The sequence below is a fragment of the Variovorax sp. GW823-FHT02B07 genome (assembly GCF_058797695.1).
Window position 1 is genome coordinate 1,271,701 of sequence record NZ_JBXAJX010000002.1, and the last position, 19,537, is coordinate 1,291,237.

Annotated in this window: 16 protein-coding genes and 1 other RNA gene; 12 read left to right on the forward strand and 5 right to left on the reverse strand. The window is 69.7% G+C overall.

The window, feature by feature from the left end; translation table 11 throughout:
* Positions 1 to 36 precede the first annotated feature (36 nt).
* From AC1RGU_RS16880 to AC1RGU_RS16890, 3 genes are read left to right on the forward strand one after another with little or no spacing between them, the layout of a single operon-like run.
* Positions 37 to 2,592: a PD-(D/E)XK nuclease family protein gene (locus AC1RGU_RS16880; RefSeq protein WP_492696933.1), complete on the forward strand. Its 2,556-nt coding sequence runs from the start codon at positions 37 to 39 to the stop codon at positions 2,590 to 2,592.
* Positions 2,589 to 5,855: a UvrD-helicase domain-containing protein gene (locus AC1RGU_RS16885; protein WP_492696934.1), complete on the forward strand. Its 3,267-nt coding sequence runs from the start codon at positions 2,589 to 2,591 to the stop codon at positions 5,853 to 5,855. Before AC1RGU_RS16880 ends, AC1RGU_RS16885 begins: the two co-directional genes overlap by 4 nt.
* Positions 5,852 to 7,090, forward strand: a complete 1,239-nt coding sequence (locus AC1RGU_RS16890; protein ID WP_492696935.1) for a TIGR03862 family flavoprotein — start codon at positions 5,852 to 5,854, stop codon at positions 7,088 to 7,090. The genes AC1RGU_RS16885 and AC1RGU_RS16890 overlap by 4 nt, the downstream gene beginning before the upstream one ends.
* A 12-nt stretch (positions 7,091 to 7,102) precedes the next feature.
* Here the strand turns inward: AC1RGU_RS16890 and AC1RGU_RS16895 are convergent, their stop codons facing one another.
* Positions 7,103 to 7,537, reverse strand: coding sequence for a GNAT family N-acetyltransferase (locus tag AC1RGU_RS16895; RefSeq protein ID WP_492696936.1), 435 nt, complete (start codon positions 7,535 to 7,537; stop codon positions 7,103 to 7,105).
* Positions 7,538 to 7,642: 105 nt separating this feature from the next.
* An RNA gene (gene ffs / locus AC1RGU_RS16900) (signal recognition particle sRNA small type) lies at positions 7,643 to 7,739 on the reverse strand.
* Positions 7,740 to 7,852: 113 nt separating this feature from the next.
* Here ffs and dnaX point away from each other — a divergent pair.
* The 7 genes from dnaX to AC1RGU_RS16935 all read left to right on the forward strand — a co-directional run bounded on the left by dnaX (position 7,853) and on the right by AC1RGU_RS16935 (position 14,022).
* On the forward strand, positions 7,853 to 9,700 hold the full coding sequence (gene dnaX / locus AC1RGU_RS16905) for a DNA polymerase III subunit gamma/tau (RefSeq protein ID WP_492696937.1): 1,848 nt from the start codon (positions 7,853 to 7,855) through the stop codon (positions 9,698 to 9,700).
* A gap of 73 nt (positions 9,701 to 9,773) precedes the next feature.
* A complete protein-coding gene (locus AC1RGU_RS16910; protein ID WP_007836669.1) occupies positions 9,774 to 10,106 on the forward strand; it encodes a YbaB/EbfC family nucleoid-associated protein in 333 nt (110 codons plus the stop codon).
* Positions 10,107 to 10,113: 7 nt separating this feature from the next.
* Positions 10,114 to 10,704 carry a recombination mediator RecR gene (recR, locus tag AC1RGU_RS16915; protein WP_062473120.1) on the forward strand — a complete coding sequence of 197 codons (591 nt, stop codon included), beginning with the start codon at positions 10,114 to 10,116 and terminating at the stop codon, positions 10,702 to 10,704.
* 51 nt (positions 10,705 to 10,755) lie between these two features.
* Positions 10,756 to 11,148, forward strand: a complete 393-nt coding sequence (locus AC1RGU_RS16920) for an MAPEG family protein (RefSeq protein ID WP_492696938.1) — start codon at positions 10,756 to 10,758, stop codon at positions 11,146 to 11,148.
* Between the two features lie 138 nt (positions 11,149 to 11,286).
* Entirely contained in the window at positions 11,287 to 12,324 is a 1,038-nt protein-coding gene (locus AC1RGU_RS16925) for an ABC transporter substrate-binding protein (protein ID WP_062473116.1), read from the forward strand.
* Positions 12,325 to 12,376: 52 nt separating this feature from the next.
* The gene (locus AC1RGU_RS16930) at positions 12,377 to 13,192 is read left to right on the forward strand and encodes an ABC transporter ATP-binding protein (RefSeq protein ID WP_070060947.1); all 816 of its coding nucleotides are present in this window, start codon (positions 12,377 to 12,379) and stop codon (positions 13,190 to 13,192) included.
* Positions 13,189 to 14,022, forward strand: a complete 834-nt coding sequence (locus AC1RGU_RS16935) for an ABC transporter permease (RefSeq protein ID WP_062473112.1) — start codon at positions 13,189 to 13,191, stop codon at positions 14,020 to 14,022. Before AC1RGU_RS16930 ends, AC1RGU_RS16935 begins: the two co-directional genes overlap by 4 nt.
* A gap of 27 nt (positions 14,023 to 14,049) precedes the next feature.
* Here the strand turns inward: AC1RGU_RS16935 and AC1RGU_RS16940 are convergent, their stop codons facing one another.
* From AC1RGU_RS16940 to gloB, 3 genes are all read right to left on the reverse strand, one after another.
* The gene (locus tag AC1RGU_RS16940; protein WP_492696939.1) at positions 14,050 to 15,810 is read right to left on the reverse strand and encodes a monovalent cation:proton antiporter-2 (CPA2) family protein; all 1,761 of its coding nucleotides are present in this window, start codon (positions 15,808 to 15,810) and stop codon (positions 14,050 to 14,052) included.
* A gap of 64 nt (positions 15,811 to 15,874) precedes the next feature.
* A complete protein-coding gene (locus AC1RGU_RS16945) occupies positions 15,875 to 17,479 on the reverse strand; it encodes a transglycosylase SLT domain-containing protein (protein WP_159276620.1) in 1,605 nt (534 codons plus the stop codon).
* Positions 17,476 to 18,261 (reverse strand): hydroxyacylglutathione hydrolase, encoded by a 786-nt coding sequence (gene gloB / locus AC1RGU_RS16950; protein WP_492696940.1) that lies wholly within the window; start codon positions 18,259 to 18,261, stop codon positions 17,476 to 17,478. Before gloB ends, AC1RGU_RS16945 begins: the two co-directional genes overlap by 4 nt.
* Here gloB and AC1RGU_RS16955 point away from each other — a divergent pair.
* Entirely contained in the window at positions 18,260 to 19,021 is a 762-nt protein-coding gene (locus AC1RGU_RS16955; protein ID WP_223301333.1) for a class I SAM-dependent methyltransferase, read from the forward strand. The two genes, gloB and AC1RGU_RS16955, sit on opposite strands and share 2 nt — an antisense overlap.
* Before the next feature lie 66 nt (positions 19,022 to 19,087).
* Positions 19,088 to 19,537: a ribonuclease HI gene (rnhA, locus tag AC1RGU_RS16960; RefSeq protein WP_095745544.1), complete on the forward strand. Its 450-nt coding sequence runs from the start codon at positions 19,088 to 19,090 to the stop codon at positions 19,535 to 19,537.

The window sequence follows — 19,537 nt, forward strand, 5'->3', positions numbered from 1 at the left end:
CCCTGCCGCCGACCCCCTCAACCCCCTCGATAGAACATGAACGAAGGCCACCCCGTCCAGGCCCTGTGGTGCGATCCCGCCGACGGCGTCGTCGCGCGGATCGTGCGCGCGCTCGGCGAACGGCAGCTGCATGCGGCGCGCACCGTGGTGCTGGTGCCGTACGCGCAGCTGATGGCGGTCGCGCGCGGCATGTGGGCGCGCTGCGGCAGCCCGGGCTTCGTGCCGCGCTTCGAGACCACGCACAACTGGGCGCGCAGCGCGGGCGGCTTCCTGCCATCCGGCTACGACATCGCCTTCGACATGGCGCGCGACCTGGTCACGGCCCAGGGCCTGCTCGCGCAATCGGGCTTCCAGGCCGAACGCTTCGCGCTCGCGGGGCGCGTGGTCGAGCTGGCCTACCAGCTGGCGCCGCTGGCATCCGCCGTGGCGCCTGACGTGCGCAGCAGCGACTGGGCCGAAGGGGCGTCCAAGGTGGCCGATGCCGGCAGCGAGTCGGAGTGGTTCCGCATCGAGAGCGCGCTGATCCGCGTCGCCGTGGCCTGGGCCGCGAACTCGGGCTACGCGACCGATGTGCTGCTGCGCGACGCGGCGCGCACGCAGGTCGATGCGCTGATCGTGCTCGAGGGCTTCCAGACCGATCCGCTCACGCAGGCCCTGTGCGCGCTGTGGGGCGACCGCGCGATCCGCATTCCGCTCGTGCCCGCCGATGCCCCGCCGTCTGCGGCCCACGCGCACGTGGCGCTCGACCCCGAGGACGAGGCCCAGCTGGCCGCCGCCTGCGTGCTGCAGCATCTGGCCGAGGGCCGCGCGCCGGTCGCGCTCGTCGCCACCGACCGCGCGCTCACCCGCCGCATCAGTGCGCAGCTGAGCACCCAGGGCATCGTCACGCACGACGAAACCGGCTGGAAGCTGTCCACCACGCGTGCCGCCGCCACGCTGATGAGTGCCTTGCGCGCCTGCGCGCACGACACCGCCACCGACCAGGTGCTCGAATGGCTCAAGAGCGGCGCCGAGGTCGATGGGTTCGCCGTGCAGTCGCTCGAAATGCGCCTGCGGCGCGAAGGCGTGCGCGACTGGCAGGCCTGGTGCGCGTTGATCGCGCGCAGCGACAAGCCGCAGGACGAAGGCCTACGCACGTTCACCGTCACCATCGAAACCCGCCGCGCCCCGATGGCGCGCACGCGCTCCCTGGCCGAGTGGCACCGCGCGCTGCGCGAGCTGTTGACGGCCGGCGAGCAGTGGGACGCGCTCGCCGCCGACTTCGCGGGCGCCAAGGTGATCGCCGCCCTCTGGCTCGATGCCGACGCGCACGGCGAGGAAGACGAGTTCCCCGGCGGGCGCCACAGCCTCGCCGAGTTCACGGCCTGGGCGCGCGACGTGCTCGAAGACGCCAGCTTCGTGCCGCCCGCCGGCGACGAGGCGCCCAAGGTCTCCGTGCTGCCGATGTACCAGTTGCTGGGCCGCGTCTTCGGCGCCGTCGTCATTCCCGGCTGCGACGACCGCCGCATGCCCGCGTCGCCCGAGCCGCCGGGCAACTGGAGTGCGGCGCAGCGCCTCGACCTGGGGCTGGCCTCGCGCGAGGTGCTGGAGACCGCGCAGCGCGCGGCCTGGGCCATGGCCACGCGCAACCCGAACTGCGACCTGGTCTGGCGCCATTCCGACGCCAGCGGCGAGCCCGTGCGGCCGAGCCCGCTGGTGCAGGCCCTGCAACTCGCCCACGCGCTGCAGCCGGGCGTCGATCCACGCACGCCGCGCGACGTCGCCATCACGCCGACCCTGCGGCCCACGCCCTCGGGCGCGCTGCTGCCGCTCACCAACGTGTCGACCAGCGTCTACGAAGACCTGCGCCGCTGTCCCTATCGCTTCTTCGCGCTGCGCCAGCTGGGCCTGCGCACCGCCGACGAGCTCGATGCCGAGGTCGACAAGCGCGACTTCGGCAACTGGCTGCACGCGGTGCTCGGCCAGTTCCACGAGACCCTGCGCGACGCACCGATAAGCGATGCGCAGGCGCGCGCCGCGCTGCTCGCCGACACCGCGCGCGATGTCACGCAGACGCTCGGCTACTCCGACGCCGAGTTCCTGCCCTTCGCCGCCGCGTGGCCGGCGGTGCGCGACGGGTATCTCGACTGGCTCGTGAAGCATGAAGCGGACGGGGCGGTCTTCGTCGAGGCCGAGCCCTGGAAGGAACAGCCCCTGGGCACCCTGCGGCTGGTCGGCCGGCTCGACCGCGTCGATCGCACGGCAGACGGCCAGCCCTTCGTGATCGACTACAAGACCGAGACCGCCTCCGTCACCAAGGAGCGCGTGGAAAATCCGACCGAGGACACGCAGCTTGCCTTCTACGCGGCGTTGGTCGCCGACGACACCCTGCGCGCGGCTTACGTCAATGTCGGCGAGAAGTCGTCGGGCACGCGGACTGTCGAGCAGCCGGCCGTGGTCGAGGCGCGCGATGCGCTGGTGGCCGGCATCATCGACGACTTCGCGCGCATCGCGCAGGGCGCGCCGCTGCCGCCGCTGGGCGAGGGCAGCGTCTGCGATTTCTGCGCTGCACGCGGCTTGTGCCGCAAGGATTTCTGGGAGGTCTCGCCATGAACGGCGCAGCCTACGAACACAACGGCCGGCACGTCGCGCGCGAGGCCTTCTACACCGTCGCCTGCGATCCGCGGCGCTCGGTCGCGGTCGAAGCCTGCGCGGGCGCCGGCAAGACCTGGATGCTGGTGTCGCGCATCGTGCGCGCGCTACTCGAAGAGGGCGATTCAGCCTGCGAGCCGCACGAGATCCTGGCCATCACCTTCACGAAGAAGGCCGCCGGCGAAATGCGTGAGCGGCTCGACCAGTGGCTCGCGCTGTTCGCCGAGCTCGATCCGGCCGCGTCGCAGCGCGAGCTCGTGATGCGCGGCATGACGCCCGAGGCCGCGCAGGCGGCCGTGCCGCGCCTGCAGGGGCTCTACCGGCGCCTGCTCGAAGGTGGGCGCCCGGTGCAGTTCCGCACCTTCCACGCATGGTTCGCGGGCCTGCTGCGCAACGCGCCGCTCGCCGTGCTGCGCGAGCTGGGGCTGCCCGCGAACTACGAGCTGCTCGAAGACGATGCCGAGGCGCGCAACCACACCTGGCGTCCGTTCTTCGAGGCCGTGACCGGCGATGCGCGCGCGCTGGCCGACTACTACGCCGTCGTCGCCACGCACGGCCGCTCGCAGACGGCGAAGGCGCTGGGCGAGGCGCTGTCGAAGCGGGTCGAGTTCTCGCTGTCCGATCCCCAGGATGCCGTGACGCCGTTCGACGTGCTGTACCCGGCCCTGCAGGGGCTGGAGGTGCCGACCGACGCGCTGTGCGGCGAGGCCGTGCGCCGCCGCTGGCTCGACCGCGCCGCCGCCCTCGGCCGCGAAGCCAACAAGACACCGCAGAAGGCGGCCGAAGCCATCATCGACGTGTTCGGCACCGGCGCGCCCGAGGCGCTGGCCGATGCGCTCGCGGTGCTGCGAAAGACCTTCTTCGTCGCCAGCGAAGACCGGCTCACCAAGAACCTGCAGAAATTCCCCGCCGCGCAAGAGGCCGAGACCGAGCTGCAGCTGCTGTGCGCCGCGCAGGCCCAGCACGCGGCCTGGCTCTACCAGCAGCGCATGACGCGGCTCACGCACCTGCTGATCACCGCCTTCGGCGAGGTCAAGCGCGCGCACGGCTGGGTCGACATGAACGACGTCGAGCAGGCGGCGCAGCTGCTCTTGGGCCAGTCGGCGTTGTCGGGCTGGGTGCAGGAGCGGCTCGACGCGCGCGTCGCACACCTGCTGATCGACGAGTTCCAGGACACCAACCCGCTGCAGTGGCAGGCGCTCTACGGCTGGCTCAGTGCCTACACCGGCGCGGGCGGCAGTGCGCCGCGCGTGTTCATCGTGGGCGACCCCAAGCAGAGCATCTACCGTTTCCGCCGCGCCGAGCCGCAGGTGTTCATCGCCGCCAAGAAGTTCGTGCGTGAAGGGCTCGGCGGCGAACTGCTCAACTGCGACCACACGCACCGCAACGCGCGTGCTGTGGTGGGCCTCGTCAACAGCGCGATGCTGGCCGCGCAGGCGGCCGGCGAGTTCGACGGCTACCGCGCCCACACCACCGAGCGCGGCGACGATGGCGAGCTGCTGAAGCTGCCCGCCATCGACCGCGACGCGCTCGACACCACCGTGGCCGCCGCGCCGGCCGACGACGGCATGCTGCACTGGCGCGACAGCCTCGTCACGCCGCGCGTGCTGCCCGAAGAGCAGCTGCTGCAGAAGGAGTGCGAGCAGGCCGCGCGCTGGGTCGCGCAGCGCATCGCCGACGGCACGCCGCCGCGCCAGATCATGGTGCTGGCGCGCCGCCGCAGCCGGCTGTCGGCCATGCAGGACGCGCTGCGCCGCCGCCACATTCCCGTGCAGCAGCCCGAGAAGAACGACCTGAACGATGCGCCCGAGGTGCAGGACGTGGTCGCGCTGCTCGATGCGCTGGTGTCGCCCGCGCACGACCTGTCGCTGGCGCGCGCGCTCAAGTCGCCGCTGTTCGGCATCGACGACGACACGCTGGTGCAGCTGGCGCGCTGCCAGCGCGAGACGCCGGTCGCCAGCTGGTTCTCGCTGATCCAGAAGGGCGAAGGCCTGCCGCCCGTGCTGACCGAGGCGGGCGTGCAGCTGCGCCGCTGGCAGCGCTGGCTGATGGCGATGCCGCCGCACGACGCGCTGGACGCGATCTTTCACGACGGCGACGTGCTCGCGAAGTTCGGCGCCGCGGTGCCGGCGGCCTTGCGCCAGAGCGCGCTGGCCAACCTGCGCGGGCTGGTCGCCGCTTCGCTCGACATCGACGGTGCGCGCTTCGCCACGCCTTACGCGTTGGTGCGCGCCTTGCGCGCGGGCGGCGTGCGCGCGCCCACCGTGGCCGCGCCCGAGGCGGTGCAGCTGCTGACCGTGCACGGTGCCAAGGGCTTGGAGGCCGACACCGTGCTGATGCTCGACTGCGATGCCCCGCCGCCGCGCGCGCAGACCATGGGCGTGCTGGTCGAATGGAAGGGCAGCGACAGCGCGCCGACGCGCTTCGTGTTCCTGGCCAGCGAGAAGACGCCACCAGCATGCGCCGCCGCGTTGCTCGAGGAGGAGCAGCGCGCGCGTCACCGCGAAGAACTCAACGGGCTCTACGTGGCGACCACGCGGGCCCGCGAGCGGCTGGTGCTGTCGTCGGTGAAGCCGTCGCGCGCCAACGAGGGCAGCTGGTGGGCGCGGCTGGAGCCGTTGTGCGAGCCGACCGAGGCCGACGAGCCGCTGGTCGAAGCGTCTGCCGCCGGCGAGACCGGGGTGGGCACCTTCGCGATGAAGCGCCTGCCCGCGCCGCTCGTGGCTGCAACCGGTGCGCAGCCCGAAAAGAAAAAGGTACAAGACGCCACGGTCGACGCGCGCGCCGCCGCGTTCGGCCAGGCCATGCACCGGCTGCTCGAATGGGCGGTGCCCGGCGAGGCGCTGCCACCGGCCCATGTGCGGGCGGCCGCGCGCGAATTCATGCTCGATCCGCAGCAGGCACGTGGCGCCGCGGCGCTGGCCCAGCGCATCCGCGCGGGCGCCGGTGCCTGGGTGTGGGACGATCGCAGCATCGACTGGCATGGCAATGAAGTCACGCTGGTCCACGAGGGCGATACCTTGCGCATCGACCGGCTGGTGCGCGAGCGCGCCACCGGCGCATGGTGGATCCTCGACTACAAATCGGCCGCGCGCCCCGAACGGGACGCGGCCCTGATCGCACAGATGCAGCGCTACCGCGCTGCCGTGCAACATGCCTACCCCGGTGCCACGGTGCGCGCCGCGTTCCTGACCGGGCAGGGCGAACTGGTGAATCTCGAATGACTGTTTCCTCTACCGTCGCCGTCATCGGCGGCGGACCTGCCGGCCTGATGGCGGCCGAAGTGCTGAGCGCGTCCGGCGCGCAGGTGCACGTGTACGACGCGATGCCCTCGGTGGGCCGCAAGTTTTTGCTGGCCGGCCGCGGCGGCCTCAACCTCACGCACTCCGAGCCTTTCGATGTGTTCGTGACCCGCTTCGGCGAGCGCCGCGCGCAGCTCGAGCCGCTGCTCGCGGCCTTCGGTCCGCAGCAGGCGCGCGAGTGGGCGGCCGGACTGGGCATCGAGACCTTCGTGGGCACCTCGGGTCGTGTGTTCCCGACCGACATGAAGGCCGCGCCCTTGCTGCGCGCCTGGCTGCATCGCCTGCGCGCCGCGGGCGTGCAGTTCCACATGCGTCATCGCTGGGTGGGTGACGGGGCCTTCGATGCGAATGCGCTGCGCTTCGCGACGCCGGCGGGCGAGGTCACCGCCAAGGCCGATGCCGTGGTGCTGGCCCTGGGCGGCGCGAGCTGGGCGCGCCTGGGCTCCGACGGGGCGTGGGCGCCGTGGCTGCAAGCGCAGGGCGTGGCGGTGGCGCCGCTGCTGCCGGCCAATTGCGGCTTCGACGGCGCAGGCTGGAGCGAGCATTTTTCGAGCCGCTTCGCGGGGCAGCCCTTCAAGTCGGTCGCGATCGCCTTCACCGACAGCCAGGGGCGGCACTTCGGGCGCAAGGGCGAGTTCGTTGCTACGGCCACCGGCATCGAAGGCAGCCTGGTCTACGCGGCGTCGGCGCTGCTGCGCGACGAGATTGCCGCGAACGGCAGTGCGACGCTGCTGCTCGACCTGCTGCCCGACCGCAGCGCCGAACAGGTGCTCGCCGCGGTGAAGCATCCACGCGGCGCTCGCTCGCTGAGCAGCCACCTCAAGAGCCGTCTCGGCATCGAGGGCATCAAGGCGGGCGTGCTGCACGAAGCGCTGAGCAAGGAAGCGATGCAGGACCCGGCGCAACTGGCGGCCACCATCAAGGCGGTGCCGCTGAAGCTGGTCGCGACGCGGCCGGTCGACGAGGCGATCAGCACCGCGGGCGGCGTGCGCTTCGACGCGCTCGATCCGGCGCTGATGGCGACGGCACTTCCTGGCGTGTTCGCGGCCGGGGAGATGCTCGACTGGGAAGCGCCGACCGGCGGCTACCTGCTCACGGCGGCGATGGCCAGCGGCGCGGCTGCGGCGCGCGGCGCGATCCAACGGCTGGGGCTTTGACGGAAGGCGCGCTCAGCGCGAGCGCGCGCACGGCCAGAAGAACACCTGCTCGGGGTCGTCCGCATCGAGGTTCTCGATGTGGCCGCTCTCCCTGAACCCGGCTTCTTTCAGCAGCGATTGCATCGCCTCGTTGTAGCGGTTCGTGGAAGTGAAAAGCTTGGGGCGTTCGCAGATCGACTGGAAGTGATCGACGAGCCGCAGGCCGAGCCGCTTGCGGCGAAATGGCTCGCCGACCATCAGCATTTCGATGAAGCCGCAGTCGAAGAAGTGGTGGTGCAGCACGCCGTAGGCGGCGATCTCGCCATCCACCTCGATCACGTGGCAGAAGCGATCTTCGATCCAGCCTTTGATCTGCACCGCGCGGCGCGCATCGTGCGCGGCCACGGTGTCGAGGCGCACCAGCGCTTCTAGATCGCTGATGCGGGCGGGCCGGATGTCCAAGTTCATGGATGGCTGCGCGAAGTTCTGGGAGTTTGATGTGTCCGGGGTCGGTAACCCCTGGACACGGCGCGTAAGTTCTCTGCAAAGGAACTCACGGCTTCTGGATGTTAGGTTGACGAGCCTTACCCCTGGCACTGACTACGCAGTTAGGGCTGCTTGGTTCCCCACCTGACCCGGTTGGCCACTTCACCATGCAGGGAGGCCCGTCAGCCCGCATTCTAACCGCCTGAATTTGCCCCCTTCGCCGGGGCGTGAATCATTTCGAGGGGGACGGGAAACAAGCGTGAAGTGACCCCCGCCGCGCCTTTTAGAATGCCCGCAATGTCTTATCTCGTGCTCGCTCGCAAGTTCCGTCCGAAAACCTTCGGTGAGATGGTCGGTCAGGGGCATGTGGTCCAGGCGCTGGAAAACGCGCTGACGACGCAGCGCCTGCACCACGCCTATCTGTTCACCGGGACGCGGGGCGTGGGCAAGACCACGGTGTCGCGCATCCTGGCCAAGTCGCTCAACTGCCAGGGCCCGGACGGGCAGGGCGGCATCACGGCCACGCCCTGCGGCGTGTGCCAGGCCTGCCAGGACATCGATTCGGGTCGCTTCGTCGACTACACCGAGCTCGACGCGGCCTCCAACCGCGGCGTCGACGAAGTGCAGTCGCTGCTCGAACAGGCGGTCTACAAGCCGGTGCAGGGGCGCTTCAAGGTCTTCATGATCGACGAAGTGCACATGCTCACGAACACCGCGTTCAACGCGATGCTCAAGACGCTCGAGGAGCCGCCCGAGTACCTCAAGTTCGTGCTGGCCACGACCGATCCGCAGAAGGTGCCGGTGACGGTGCTGTCGCGCTGCCTGCAGTTCAACCTGCGGCCGATGGCGCCCGAGACGGTGCTCGAGCACCTCACCAGCGTGCTGCAGACCGAGCAGGTGCCGGCCGAGCCGCAGGCGCTGCGCCTGCTGGCGCGCGCCGCGCGCGGCTCGATGCGCGACGCGCTCTCGCTCACCGACCAGGCCATCGCCTTCGGCAACGGCGAGCTGCTCGAGACCGGCGTGCGCCAGATGCTCGGCAGCGTCGACCGCGGCCATGTGTTCCGCCTGATCGAGGCGCTGGCACAAGGCGACGGCAAGACCGTGGTCGACACCTCCGAGGCGCTGCGCCGCGACGGCATGTCCGCCGCGTCCACGCTCGAAGAAATGACGGCGGTGCTGCAGGCCATGGCCGTGCTGCAGGCCGTGCCCTCGCGCGCCGAATCGGCCGATGCGGCCACCGACCCCGACGCGGCCGACACGGCGCGCCTGGCGTCGCTGATGCCCGCCGACGAGACGCAGCTGCTGTACAGCCTGTGCCTGCATGGGCGCGGCGAGCTGGGCCTGGCGCCCGATGAGTACGCGGCGCTGACCATGGTGCTGTTGCGGCTGCTGGCCTTCAAGCCCTCCCATGCGGCCGCTTCGACGGCCTCCACGGAAAAAAAAACTCTGAATGACGCCGGCGGCGCCGCGCCGCGGGCTCCCGCGCGTGAAGCCGCCCCGGTTTCCCGGCCTTCGGTGCCCGATCCGGCACCTGCTGCCGCGCCTTCGCATCCGCCTGCGCAACCCGCGCCGGCCGGCCAGCGGCTCGCGGTGGTCGATGCCCCGCAGCGCCAGCCCATGCCCCGGCCTGTCCCTCAGGAGGCGTCCGACGCCCCCGCAGCCCATGTCGTCGGCGTGCCGATCCGCGTGCAACCGCCGCCCGGCCAGCGCGATGTGCCGCGCGAAGAGGAGCAGCGCAGCACCTACACCCCGATCCCGCCGAGCGAAGAGGGCGACTTCTGGCATGCCACGGTCATGCAGCTCGTTGCCGCCGAAAGCGTGGCGGCACTGGCGCGCGAGCTCGCGCTGCAGTCGCAGCTGGTGGCGCGCGACACCGACCAGTGGATGCTGCGCATCGAGCGCGAAACCCTCAACCAGCCGTCCAGCCGCGAGAAGCTCACGGCGGCGCTGCAGGGCCTCGGCCACAATGTGAGGCTGGCCATCGAGATCGGCGGCGTGGTCGACAGCCCGGCGCGCCGCAACAAGCAGGCGGCCGACGAGCGCCAGCGGGTGGCCGAGGAAGCCATCCGCAGCGACCCCGAGGTGCAGATGCTGATGCGCGACTTCGATGCGAAGATCGTGCCCGGATCGCTGAAGCCCCTCTGAAGCCGGCGCCGCAGTCGCCGCATTTTTCGACCGTATTCTTTCCATCACCAACCCATCACAGACAGGACCAACGATGTTCAACAAAGGACAACTGGCCGGCCTCATGAAGCAGGCGCAGGCAATGCAGGACAACCTCAAGAAGGCCCAGGAAGAACTGGCGCACATCGAGGTCGAAGGCGAGTCGGGCGCCGGTCTCGTCAAGGTCGTCATGACCTGCAAGCACGACGTCAAGCGCATCACCATCGACCCCAGCCTGCTGGCCGACGACAAGGACATGCTCGAAGACCTCGTGGCTGCCGCCTTCAACGCCGCCGTGCGCAAGGCTGAAGAAACCAGCGAGCAGAAGATGGGCAAGCTCACCGCCGGCATGCCCGGCCTGCCGCCCGGCATGAAGCTGCCGTTCTAAGCGAGGCATGGCAGACGCCAGTTCGCTCGATGCGCTGGTCGATGCGCTGCGCCGGTTGCCCGGTGTCGGCGTCAAGTCGGCCTCGCGCATGGCGTTCCATCTGCTGCAGCACGACCGCGAGGGCGCGCAGCTGCTCGCGCGTGCGCTGCAGCAGGCGGCAGGCCAGGTGCGGCACTGCGAGCTGTGCAACACCTTCACCGAAGCGCCGATCTGCCATGTCTGCATGGACTCGCGGCGCGACGGCACCAAGCTGTGCGTGGTCGAGACGCCGGCCGACCAGGCCGCGCTCGAACGCACGGGCGCCTTTCGCGGCTACTACTTCGTGCTCATGGGCAAGCTCAGTCCGCTCGACGGCATCGGGCCGAAGGACATCGGCCTGCAGAAGCTGTTCGACCGCGCACGCGACGGCACGGTGAGCGAGGTCATCCTCGCGACCAACTTCACCGCCGAAGGCGAGGCCACGGCGCATGTGATCGGCGAGGCGCTCAAGCAGCACGGGCTCACCGTGACGCGTCTGGCGCGCGGCGTGCCGGCCGGCAGCGAGCTCGAGTACGTCGACCTCGGCACCATCGCGCACGCGCTGGTCGATCGCCGCTGACGCGCGGCCTGTTCAAGGCCGCGTTCGTTCTTCCCTCTTGTTGTCGTCACCATGACCTTCTCACTGCTCACCGTCGCCTACTGGTGCGTGTTCGTCGCCTGCGGCCTGCCGTACCTCGCGGCATGGATCGCGAAGGCGGGCAGCTTCGGCGTGCGCGACAACATGCATCCGCGCGACTGGGCCGCCAAGCAAAGCGGCTGGCGCGCACGCGCCAACAGCGCGCAAGCCAACAGCTTCGAAGGCCTGCCGTTCTTCATCGGCGCGGTGCTCATCGCGCACCAGCTCGGCGTGGCGCAGGCGCGGCTCGACATGCTCGCGGTGGCCTACGTGGTGCTGCGCGTGATCTATCTCGCGCTCTACATCCGCGGCGCGCCGAGCGCGCGCAGCGCGGTCTGGGCACTCGCGTTCCTGGTCAATATCGCGATACTTTTTCTGGCGCGATAGCGCCTTGGCGAAGGCTTCTCCAGGAGGCCTTCGTGCTTACGTGAAAACCCGCACGGGATGACCCCGATGCAGGCCCACAGGGCGCACGCCTAAGCTCGATTCAGTTCACCAGAGTCACAGAGCCCGCAGGACCGCGCCATGCTTCATCGCAGAACCCTCATCTCCGCCTCCGCAGTCGCTGCCGCAGCGATTGCATTGCCGCGGGTCTTTGCGCAGCAGGCCAAGCTGGAGAAAACCAAGGTCTCGATCGCGGTGGGCGGCAAGGCGGCGTTCTACTACCTGCCGCTCACCATCTCCGAGCAGCTGGGCTACTTCAAGGCCGAAGGGCTCGAAGTCGAAATTTCCGACTTCGCCGGCGGCGCACGCGCACTGCAAGCGGTGGTGGGTGGCTCGGCCGATGTCTGCTCGGGCGCCTACGAACACACGATCAACCTGCAGGCCAAGAACCAGTTCTTCCAGGCCTTCGTGCTGCAGGGCCGCGCACCGCAGATCGCGGTGGGCGTGTCGACGAAGAACATGGCGGGCTACACCGGCATCCAGGACCTCAAGGGCAAGAAGATCGGTGTCTCGGCACCGGGCTCGTCGACCAACATGGTGGCCAACCTCGTGCTCTCGCGCGGCGGCCTCAAGGCCAGCGACGTGAGCTTCATCGGCGTGGGCGTGGCGGCGGGCGCGCTCACCGCGCTGCGTTCGGGCCAGATCGACGCCATCAGCAACACCGACCCGGTGATGACGATGCTGGAGCAGAAGGGCGACGTGAAGATCATCAGCGACACGCGCACGCTCAAGGGCACCGAGCAGGTGTTCGGCGGGCCGATGCCCGCGGCCTGCCTCTACGCGCCGATCGATTTCATCCAGAAGCACCCCAACACCTGCCAGGCGCTGGCCAACGCGATCGTGCGTGGCCTCAAGTGGCTGCAGACCGCAGGGCCGGGCGACATCATCAAGACCGTGCCCGAGACGTATCTGCTCGGCGACCGCGCGTTGTACCTCGCGTCGTTCGACAAGGTGCGCGAGTCCATCGCCACCGACGGCCTCGTGCCGGCCGAGGGACCGAAGACGGCGCTCAACGCCATCGCGAGCTTCGACACCTCGGTCAAGGCCGACAAGATCGACCTCGCCAGGACCTACACCAACGATTTTGCAAAGCGTGCGAAAGACAGGTTCAAAGCCTGATTGCGAACGTTCAGCAACCCGGCTTCGGCCGGGTTTTTTCTTCCGGAGCGCCATGTCCGACTACGCCCTCGAACTCCTTTCCATCCGCTGCACCTTCCATTCGAAGGACGACCCGGGCCAGCGCTACACGGCGGTGGACGACACCACGCTGCGCATCGGCGCGGGCGAGTTCGTCTCGGTGGTCGGGCCCACGGGCTGCGGCAAGTCGACGCTGCTGAACGTGGGCGCGGGCTTGCTCGAGCCGTCGTCCGGCGGGGTGAAGGTGTTCGGCCAGCCGCTCACGGGCGTGAACAAGCGTGCGGGCTACATGTTCCAGACCGAGGCGCTGATGCCGTGGCGCAGCGCCATCGACAACGTGAAGGTGGGGCTGCAGTACCGCGGCGTGCCCGACGCCGAGGCGCACGCGCAGGCCGAGGCGTGGCTCTCGCGCGTGGGCCTCACGGGCTTCGGCGACCGCTACCCGCACCAGCTCTCGGGCGGCATGCGCAAGCGCGTGGCGCTGGCGCAGACGCTGGTGCTCGACCCCGACATCATCCTGATGGACGAGCCCTTCAGCGCGCTCGACGTGCAGACGCGGCAGCTGATGGAAAACGAAGTGCTCGAACTCTGGAGCGCGAAGAAGAAGGCCGTGCTCTTCATCACGCACGACCTCGACGAGGCGATTGCGATGAGCGACCGCGTGGTGGTGCTGTCGGCCGGCCCCGCGACGCGGCCGATCGGCGAGTTCGTGATCGACCTGCCGCGCCCGCGCGACGTCGCCGAGGTGCGCACGCAGCCGCGCTTCGTGGAGTTGCATCGCCAGATATGGGAGGTGCTGCGCGACGAGGTGCTCAAGGGCTACGCGCAGCAACTGAGGAAGGCCGCATGATGCCGCGCCTCGATGCACGCCATGCGCGCTTCTGGCAGCTCGCGCTGCTGGCCGTGATTCTGGTGCTGTGGCACGTGGCCTCGCGCAACGACCAGATCGCGTTCTTCCTCGGCCAGCCGATCGTGGTGGCGGGGCGCATCTGGAGCTGGTTCCTGCCCTTCGAGGTGCCGCCGAACCTGCTGTTTCCCGAAGGCCTGAAGGGCAACGCCGACATCTACCGCCACCTGGGCACGACGCTGCTCGAGACGGTGCTGGCCTTCGGCATCGGCACGGCGCTCGGGCTGGGCTGCGGCCTGTGGCTGGCGCTGGCGCCCACGGCGAGCCTGATCCTCGACCCCTACATCAAGGCCGCCAACTCGATGCCGCGCGTGATCCTCGCGCCGATCTTCGCGCTGTGGTTCGGCCTGGGCATCTGGAGCAAGGTGGCGTTGGCCGTCACGCTGGTGTTCTTCATCGTGTTCTTCAACGTCTACCAGGGCGTGCGCGAAGTGAGCCCGGTGGTGCTGGCCAACGCGAAGATGCTGGGCGCCAACCAGCGGCAGCTGCTGCGCACGGTGTACCTGCCCAGCGCCACGAGCTGGGTGTTCTCCAGCCTGCACACCTCCGTGGGCCTGGCCTTCGTCGGCGCGGTGGTGGGGGAGTACCTGGGGTCGGCGCGCGGCGTGGGCTACCTGATCCTGCAGGCCGAGGGCACCTTCGACGTGAACACGGTCTTTGCGGGCATCGTGGTGCTCACGGCCTTCGCGCTGGCGCTCGACGGGCTCGTGGGCCTGATCGAGAAGCGGCTCATGAAGTGGCAGCCGCGCAGCGGCGAGACTGAAAAGCTCTGAGCCGCGCGTTCAGCGCGTTCAGTGCCTTCAGTGGGTCTGGCGCGTCTCGGTGTTGACCTGCACCAGCGCGCGTCCCGCGAAGAGGCCGCCGGACATCTCGAGCACCAGCCGTTCCTTGTCGCGCCGGCGCAGGTCGTCGATCACTTCGTCGGCTTCCTCGGGCGTGGCGCCCAGCGCGACCACGCCTTGCCGGCCGAAGGCCATCGCCGATTCGAAGGTCTCGCGGATCTGGTAGTCGACGTCGAGCTTCACGAGCTCCACCGCATGTTCCCGGTCGAAGGCGCGCACCATCAGGTGCGCATGCGGGAACTCGGCCTTCACGTGCTCCGCGATGCGCGTGGCCACGGCGCGGTTGTCGATGCACACCATGATCGCGCGGGCGTTGTGCGCGCCCGCCGCGTGCAGCACGTCGGCGCGTGCGCCGTCGCCGTAGTACACCTTGAAGCCGAAGTCGGCGGCGTCGCGGATCACCTGCGTGTCGTTGTCGATGATCGAGATGGACGCACCGCGCGCCAGCGCGCCCTGGATCGCGATCTGCCCGAAGCGGCCGAAGCCGATGACGAGCACGTTGCCGGCCAGTTCCTCGGCTTTCTCCACGCCCTCCATCGAGGCCTGCGCGGTGGGCGCGAAGCGGCGATGCACCAGCACCACCAGCGGCGTGAGCGCCATCGACAGCACCACCACTGCCGTCATGTTGGCGTTGACCGTCGGGCTGATGACCTTGGCGGCGAGCGCCGACGAGAACAGCACGAAGGCGAACTCGCCGCCCTGCGCCATCAGCACCGCACGGTCGAGCGCGTCGGCAGGCGAGCTCTTGGCAAGCCGCGCCACGCCGTAGATGCACAGCGCCTTGACCACCATCATCGAGATCACGCCCGCGACGATGAGCTGCCAGTTCTGCGCAACCACCGCGAGGTCGAGCGACATGCCCACGCCGATGAAGAACAGCCCGAGCAGCAGCCCGCGGAAGGGTTCGATGTCGGCTTCGAGCTGGTGGCGGAAGGTCGATTCGGACAGCAGCACGCCGGCCAGGAAGGCGCCCATGGCCATCGACAGGCCGCCGACCTGCATCAGCAGCGCCGCGCCCAGCACCACGAGCAGTGCCGCGGCCGTCATCACCTCGCGCGCCTTGGAGTTGGCGAGCACGCGGAACAGCGGATTGAGCAGCCAGATGCCGGCCGCCACCAGCGCCGCGAGCGCACCCACGGCAATGCCGATGCCGATCCAGCGCGAAGGTGCAATGGCCTGCTGCGCTGCATCCACCGGTGCGATGAAGGCGACGATGGCCAGCAGCGGCACGATCAGCAGGTCTTCGAAGAGCAGCACGGCGACGATCTTCTGGCCGCGCGGCGCGGCGATGTCGCCACGCTCGCCGAGCAGTTGCATCACGATGGCCGTGGAGGTGAGCACGAAGCCCATCGCGCACACGAACGAGACGGCGAGCGGGAAGCCGAAGGCCATGCCCACGCCGGTCAGCAGGATGCCGCACACCACCACCTGCAGGCTGCCCAGGCCGAAGATGTCGCGCCGCATGCTCCACAGGTGCGACGGGCGCATCTCGAGCCCGATCACGAAGAGGAACATCACGACACCGAGTTCGGCCGTGTGAAGGATGGTCTGCGGGTCGGAGAAAAGGCCGAAGCCGAAGGGCCCGATGGCCAGGCCCGCCGCCAGGTAGCCGAGCACGGAGCCCAGCCCGAGCCGCTTGAACAGCGGCACGGCCACGACGGCGGCCCCCAACAGCGTGACGACCTTGATGAGATCGCCCGCGCTTCCTTCGACTGCCATGGCCTGTCCTCCTGATGTCGCTTTTTTGGTCCGGGCCCGGCACCGCCCGCCGGCAGGGCAGGGATCAGCGCTTGCGCTTGGACGGCGTGCCGCCGCGCGGCTGGCGCACCACCGCCTGCTTGGCGCTGCTGCTGCCGCGTGCGGCGGCCTTCACCGGCGCGCCGCCGCGCTTGGACGTGACCACCGCCGCACCCCGGCCGCGCGCGGGCGCTGCACCCGAGCCGACACGCGCCGCGGGCGTGGCGCGCACCGGCAGGTACACGACCACGCTGTAGCCGCGCTTGAAGGCGTGGTTGGGGTTGACGTCGTTCCAGTCGGCCACGGCCGCCGGCTTGAGGTTGTAGCGGCGCGCGATGCTCGCCACGTTGTCCGAGCGGCCGGCCTTGACGGTGGTGCGGCGCGTGATGATCTCGGGCTGGAAGCTCAGGTGGCCGCCGTCGGCCACGACCGCCGCCACGTCTTCCTTCACGCGCGCGCCGCGCGGCACGATGAGCGTGGAGCCGGCCTTGATGAGCATGCGCGGCGGCACGTTGTTGAGCGCGCGCAGGTCCGACTCGCTCATGCCCGAGCGCTGGGCGGCGTCGGCCACCGTCATGGTGGTGGGCACGACCCAGGCGGTCCAGCTGGCGTACTGGCCCTGCGTGTAGGCGTCGAAGTTGCGCTTGAAGACCGCCGCGTTGTCCCAGGGCAGCAGGATCTCGGAGGTGCCGGCCGCGATCAGCACGGGCTTGTGGGCGGCGGGGTTGAGCGCGCGGAAGTCCTCGATGCGCACGTCGGCCAGCTTGGCCGCCAGTTCCACGTCGAGATCGCGCGTGAGCGGCACGGTCTGGAAGTAGGGGTGGTTGGCGATCAGTGGCAGTTCGGCGTTGAAGGCCTGCGGATTGGCCACGATGTTCTTCACGGCCTGCAGCTTGGGCACGTACAGCCGGGTCTCGGCTGGCATCGACAGGTCGCTGTAGGTGGTGGGCAGGCCCAGGCGCTGGTTCTTGGCGATGGCGCGTCCCACGCTGCCTTCGCCCCAGTTGTAGGCGGCGAGCGCGAGCTGCCAGTCGCCGAACATGCCGTAGAGCTTTTGCAGGTAGTCGAGCGCGGCGCGGGTGGAGGCCACCACGTCGCGGCGGTCGTCGCGGAAGATGTTCTGCTTCAGGTCGAAGTCGGTGCCGGTGGCGGGCATGAACTGCCACATGCCGGCGGCGCGCGCGCTGGACACGGCCTGCGGGTTGAAGGCGCTCTCGATGTACGGCAGCAGCGCCAGCTCGGTCGGCATGTTGCGGCGCTCGAGCTCCTCGACGATGTGGAAGATGTACTTGTTCGAGCGCTCGGTCATGCGCTGGATGTAGTCGGGCCGGCTGGCGTACCACTGCTCGCGGTCGCGCACCAGGTCGCTCTCGAGGTTGGGCATCTTGAAGCCGCGGCGGATGCGGTCCCACATGTCGGCGGGCGGCGCCAGCGTGACCACGCTCTGCGAACGCGCCTGGCCGCTGGTGAGCGGGCTGAGGTTGCTGTCGCGCGGATAGACCGGGGTGGCGCTGCCCGACGGGCGGGCGCCCGTGCCGCCGGCGGAGGCGCCGGCCTTGGCGGTGGTGGAGGAAGAAGCGCTGTTGTCCGTGCCCGCGCAGCCCGCGAGTACCAGGGAGCCTGCAAGGCAGGTGGCAACGATAAATTTCATCGGAAGTCGTTTTTCCATTGGCGCAGGGCGGCGAACACCTCGGCTTCGGCGGCATCCGCGGAAAGCTCGGCATGGGCCCGTACTGCTCGAAGGACGGTGGCTTCGCGGCTGCGAAGAAAGGGGTTGATCCGGCGTTCGATCGCCAGTTGCGACGGCAGCGTGGGCTGCCCTTGTGCGCGCAGGCTTTCGCAACGCGCGTTGTAGTGAGTGAGTTCGTCGTTGCCGGGTTCCACGGCGCGGGCGAACTTCAGGTTAGCAAGTGTGTATTCGTGCGCACAGCACACGCGCGTGTCGCCGGGCAGCGCGGCCAGGGCGTCGAGCGAGGCGAGCATCTGCGCGGGCGTGCCTTCGAACAGGCGGCCGCAGCCGCCGGAGAAAAGGGTGTCGCCGCAGAACAGCACGGGGGCCTGCGCGGCCGAGGCCGGCAGGAAGTAGGCGATGTGCCCGGCCGTGTGGCCCGGCACGTCGATGACCTCGAAGCGCAGGCCCAGGGCCTGGGCCTGGGCGATGTCGCCCTGCACCAGCGGCGTGAAAGGCTCGGGGATGCGCTCGCGCGCCGGGCCCCACACCGTCGCGCCCGTGGCCGCATGCAGCGCGGCCACGCCGCCCGTGTGATCGGGGTGGTGGTGCGTGACTAGAATCGCGGCCAGCTGCAGCTTGTGGTGCGCCAACGCATCGAACACCGGTTGGGCATCGCCCGGGTCCACCACGATGGCGTGGTGCCCGTCGTGCAGCATCCAGATGTAGTTGTCAGCAAAAGCGGGCAGCGGAACAAGGGTCATGAGCGGTCAAATTATAGGTTTGCAGGATTGGTTCGCGACCCCCCCCGGCCGCTACCTCCTGGCCTGGGAGCAGGCCCAGTTCGACGAGGCGGTGGCCGATGTTTTCGGTTACCACGCCTTGCAGCTCGGGGCCGCCGAGGTCGACGGGCTGCGCGCCAACCGCATGCCGCACCGCTGGCTGGCCCTGACCGACCCGGTGCGGGCCGGCAAGGCGACGCTGGTGACCGATTTCGCCGCCTTGCCGTTCGCGGCCAACAGCCTCGATCTCGTGGTGCTGCCGCACGCCTTGGAACTCAGTCCCGATCCGCACGCCACGCTGCGCGAGGTCGAGCGGGTGCTGGTGCCCGAGGGGCGGGTGGTGATCTGCGGCCTGAACCCGACCAGCCTGTGGGGCCTGCGGCAGCGCCGCGGGCACCTGTACCGCCGGCTGGGGCTGGGCGAGACCTTCCTGCCCGAGGCCGGCGAGTTCATCGGCTACTGGCGCATGCGCGACTGGCTGCGCCTGCTGAGCTTCGAGGTGGAGTCGGGCCGTTTCGGCATCTACCGGCCGGCGGTGCGCAGCGACGCCTGGCTGGAGCGCTCGCGCTGGATGGACGCCGCCGGCGAGCGCTGGTGGCCGATCTTCGGCGCCGCCTACTTCCTGGTGGCGGTGAAGCGCGTGCGCGGCATGCGCCTGCTGAGCGCCGACTGGCGCCGCAGCGGCGCGCGGGCGACGGCGCCGGTGCCCATCGCGGGCAAGGTGCACCGCAGCAAGCAGTGAACGAACGAATCCATGGACGCGGGCGGCATCGCCCGCATGACGCTAGAGAAAAAAGGAACAGTCAGTTTGAACGAAGTCGTGATCTACACCGATGGCGCGTGCAAGGGCAACCCGGGACCGGGCGGTTGGGGCGCGTGGCTCAAGTCGGGCCCCACCGAGAAGGAACTGTTCGGCGGTGAACTCAACACCACCAACAACCGCATGGAACTCACGGCCGTGATCGAAGGGCTCGCCGCGCTCAAGCGGCCCTGCAAGGTGCTGCTGTACCTGGACAGCCAGTATGTGCGCATGGGCATCACCGAGTGGATTCGCGGCTGGAAGGCCAAGGGCTGGCTCACCTCGACCAAGCAGCCCGTGAAGAACGTCGAGCTCTGGCAGAAGCTCGACAAGCTGGTGTCCGAGGGCGGCCACCAGATCGAGTGGCGCTGGGTCAAGGGGCACTCAGGCGATCCGGGCAACGAGCGGGCCGACATGCTGGCCAACAAGGGCGTGGACAAGGCCCTGGGCCGGATCTGA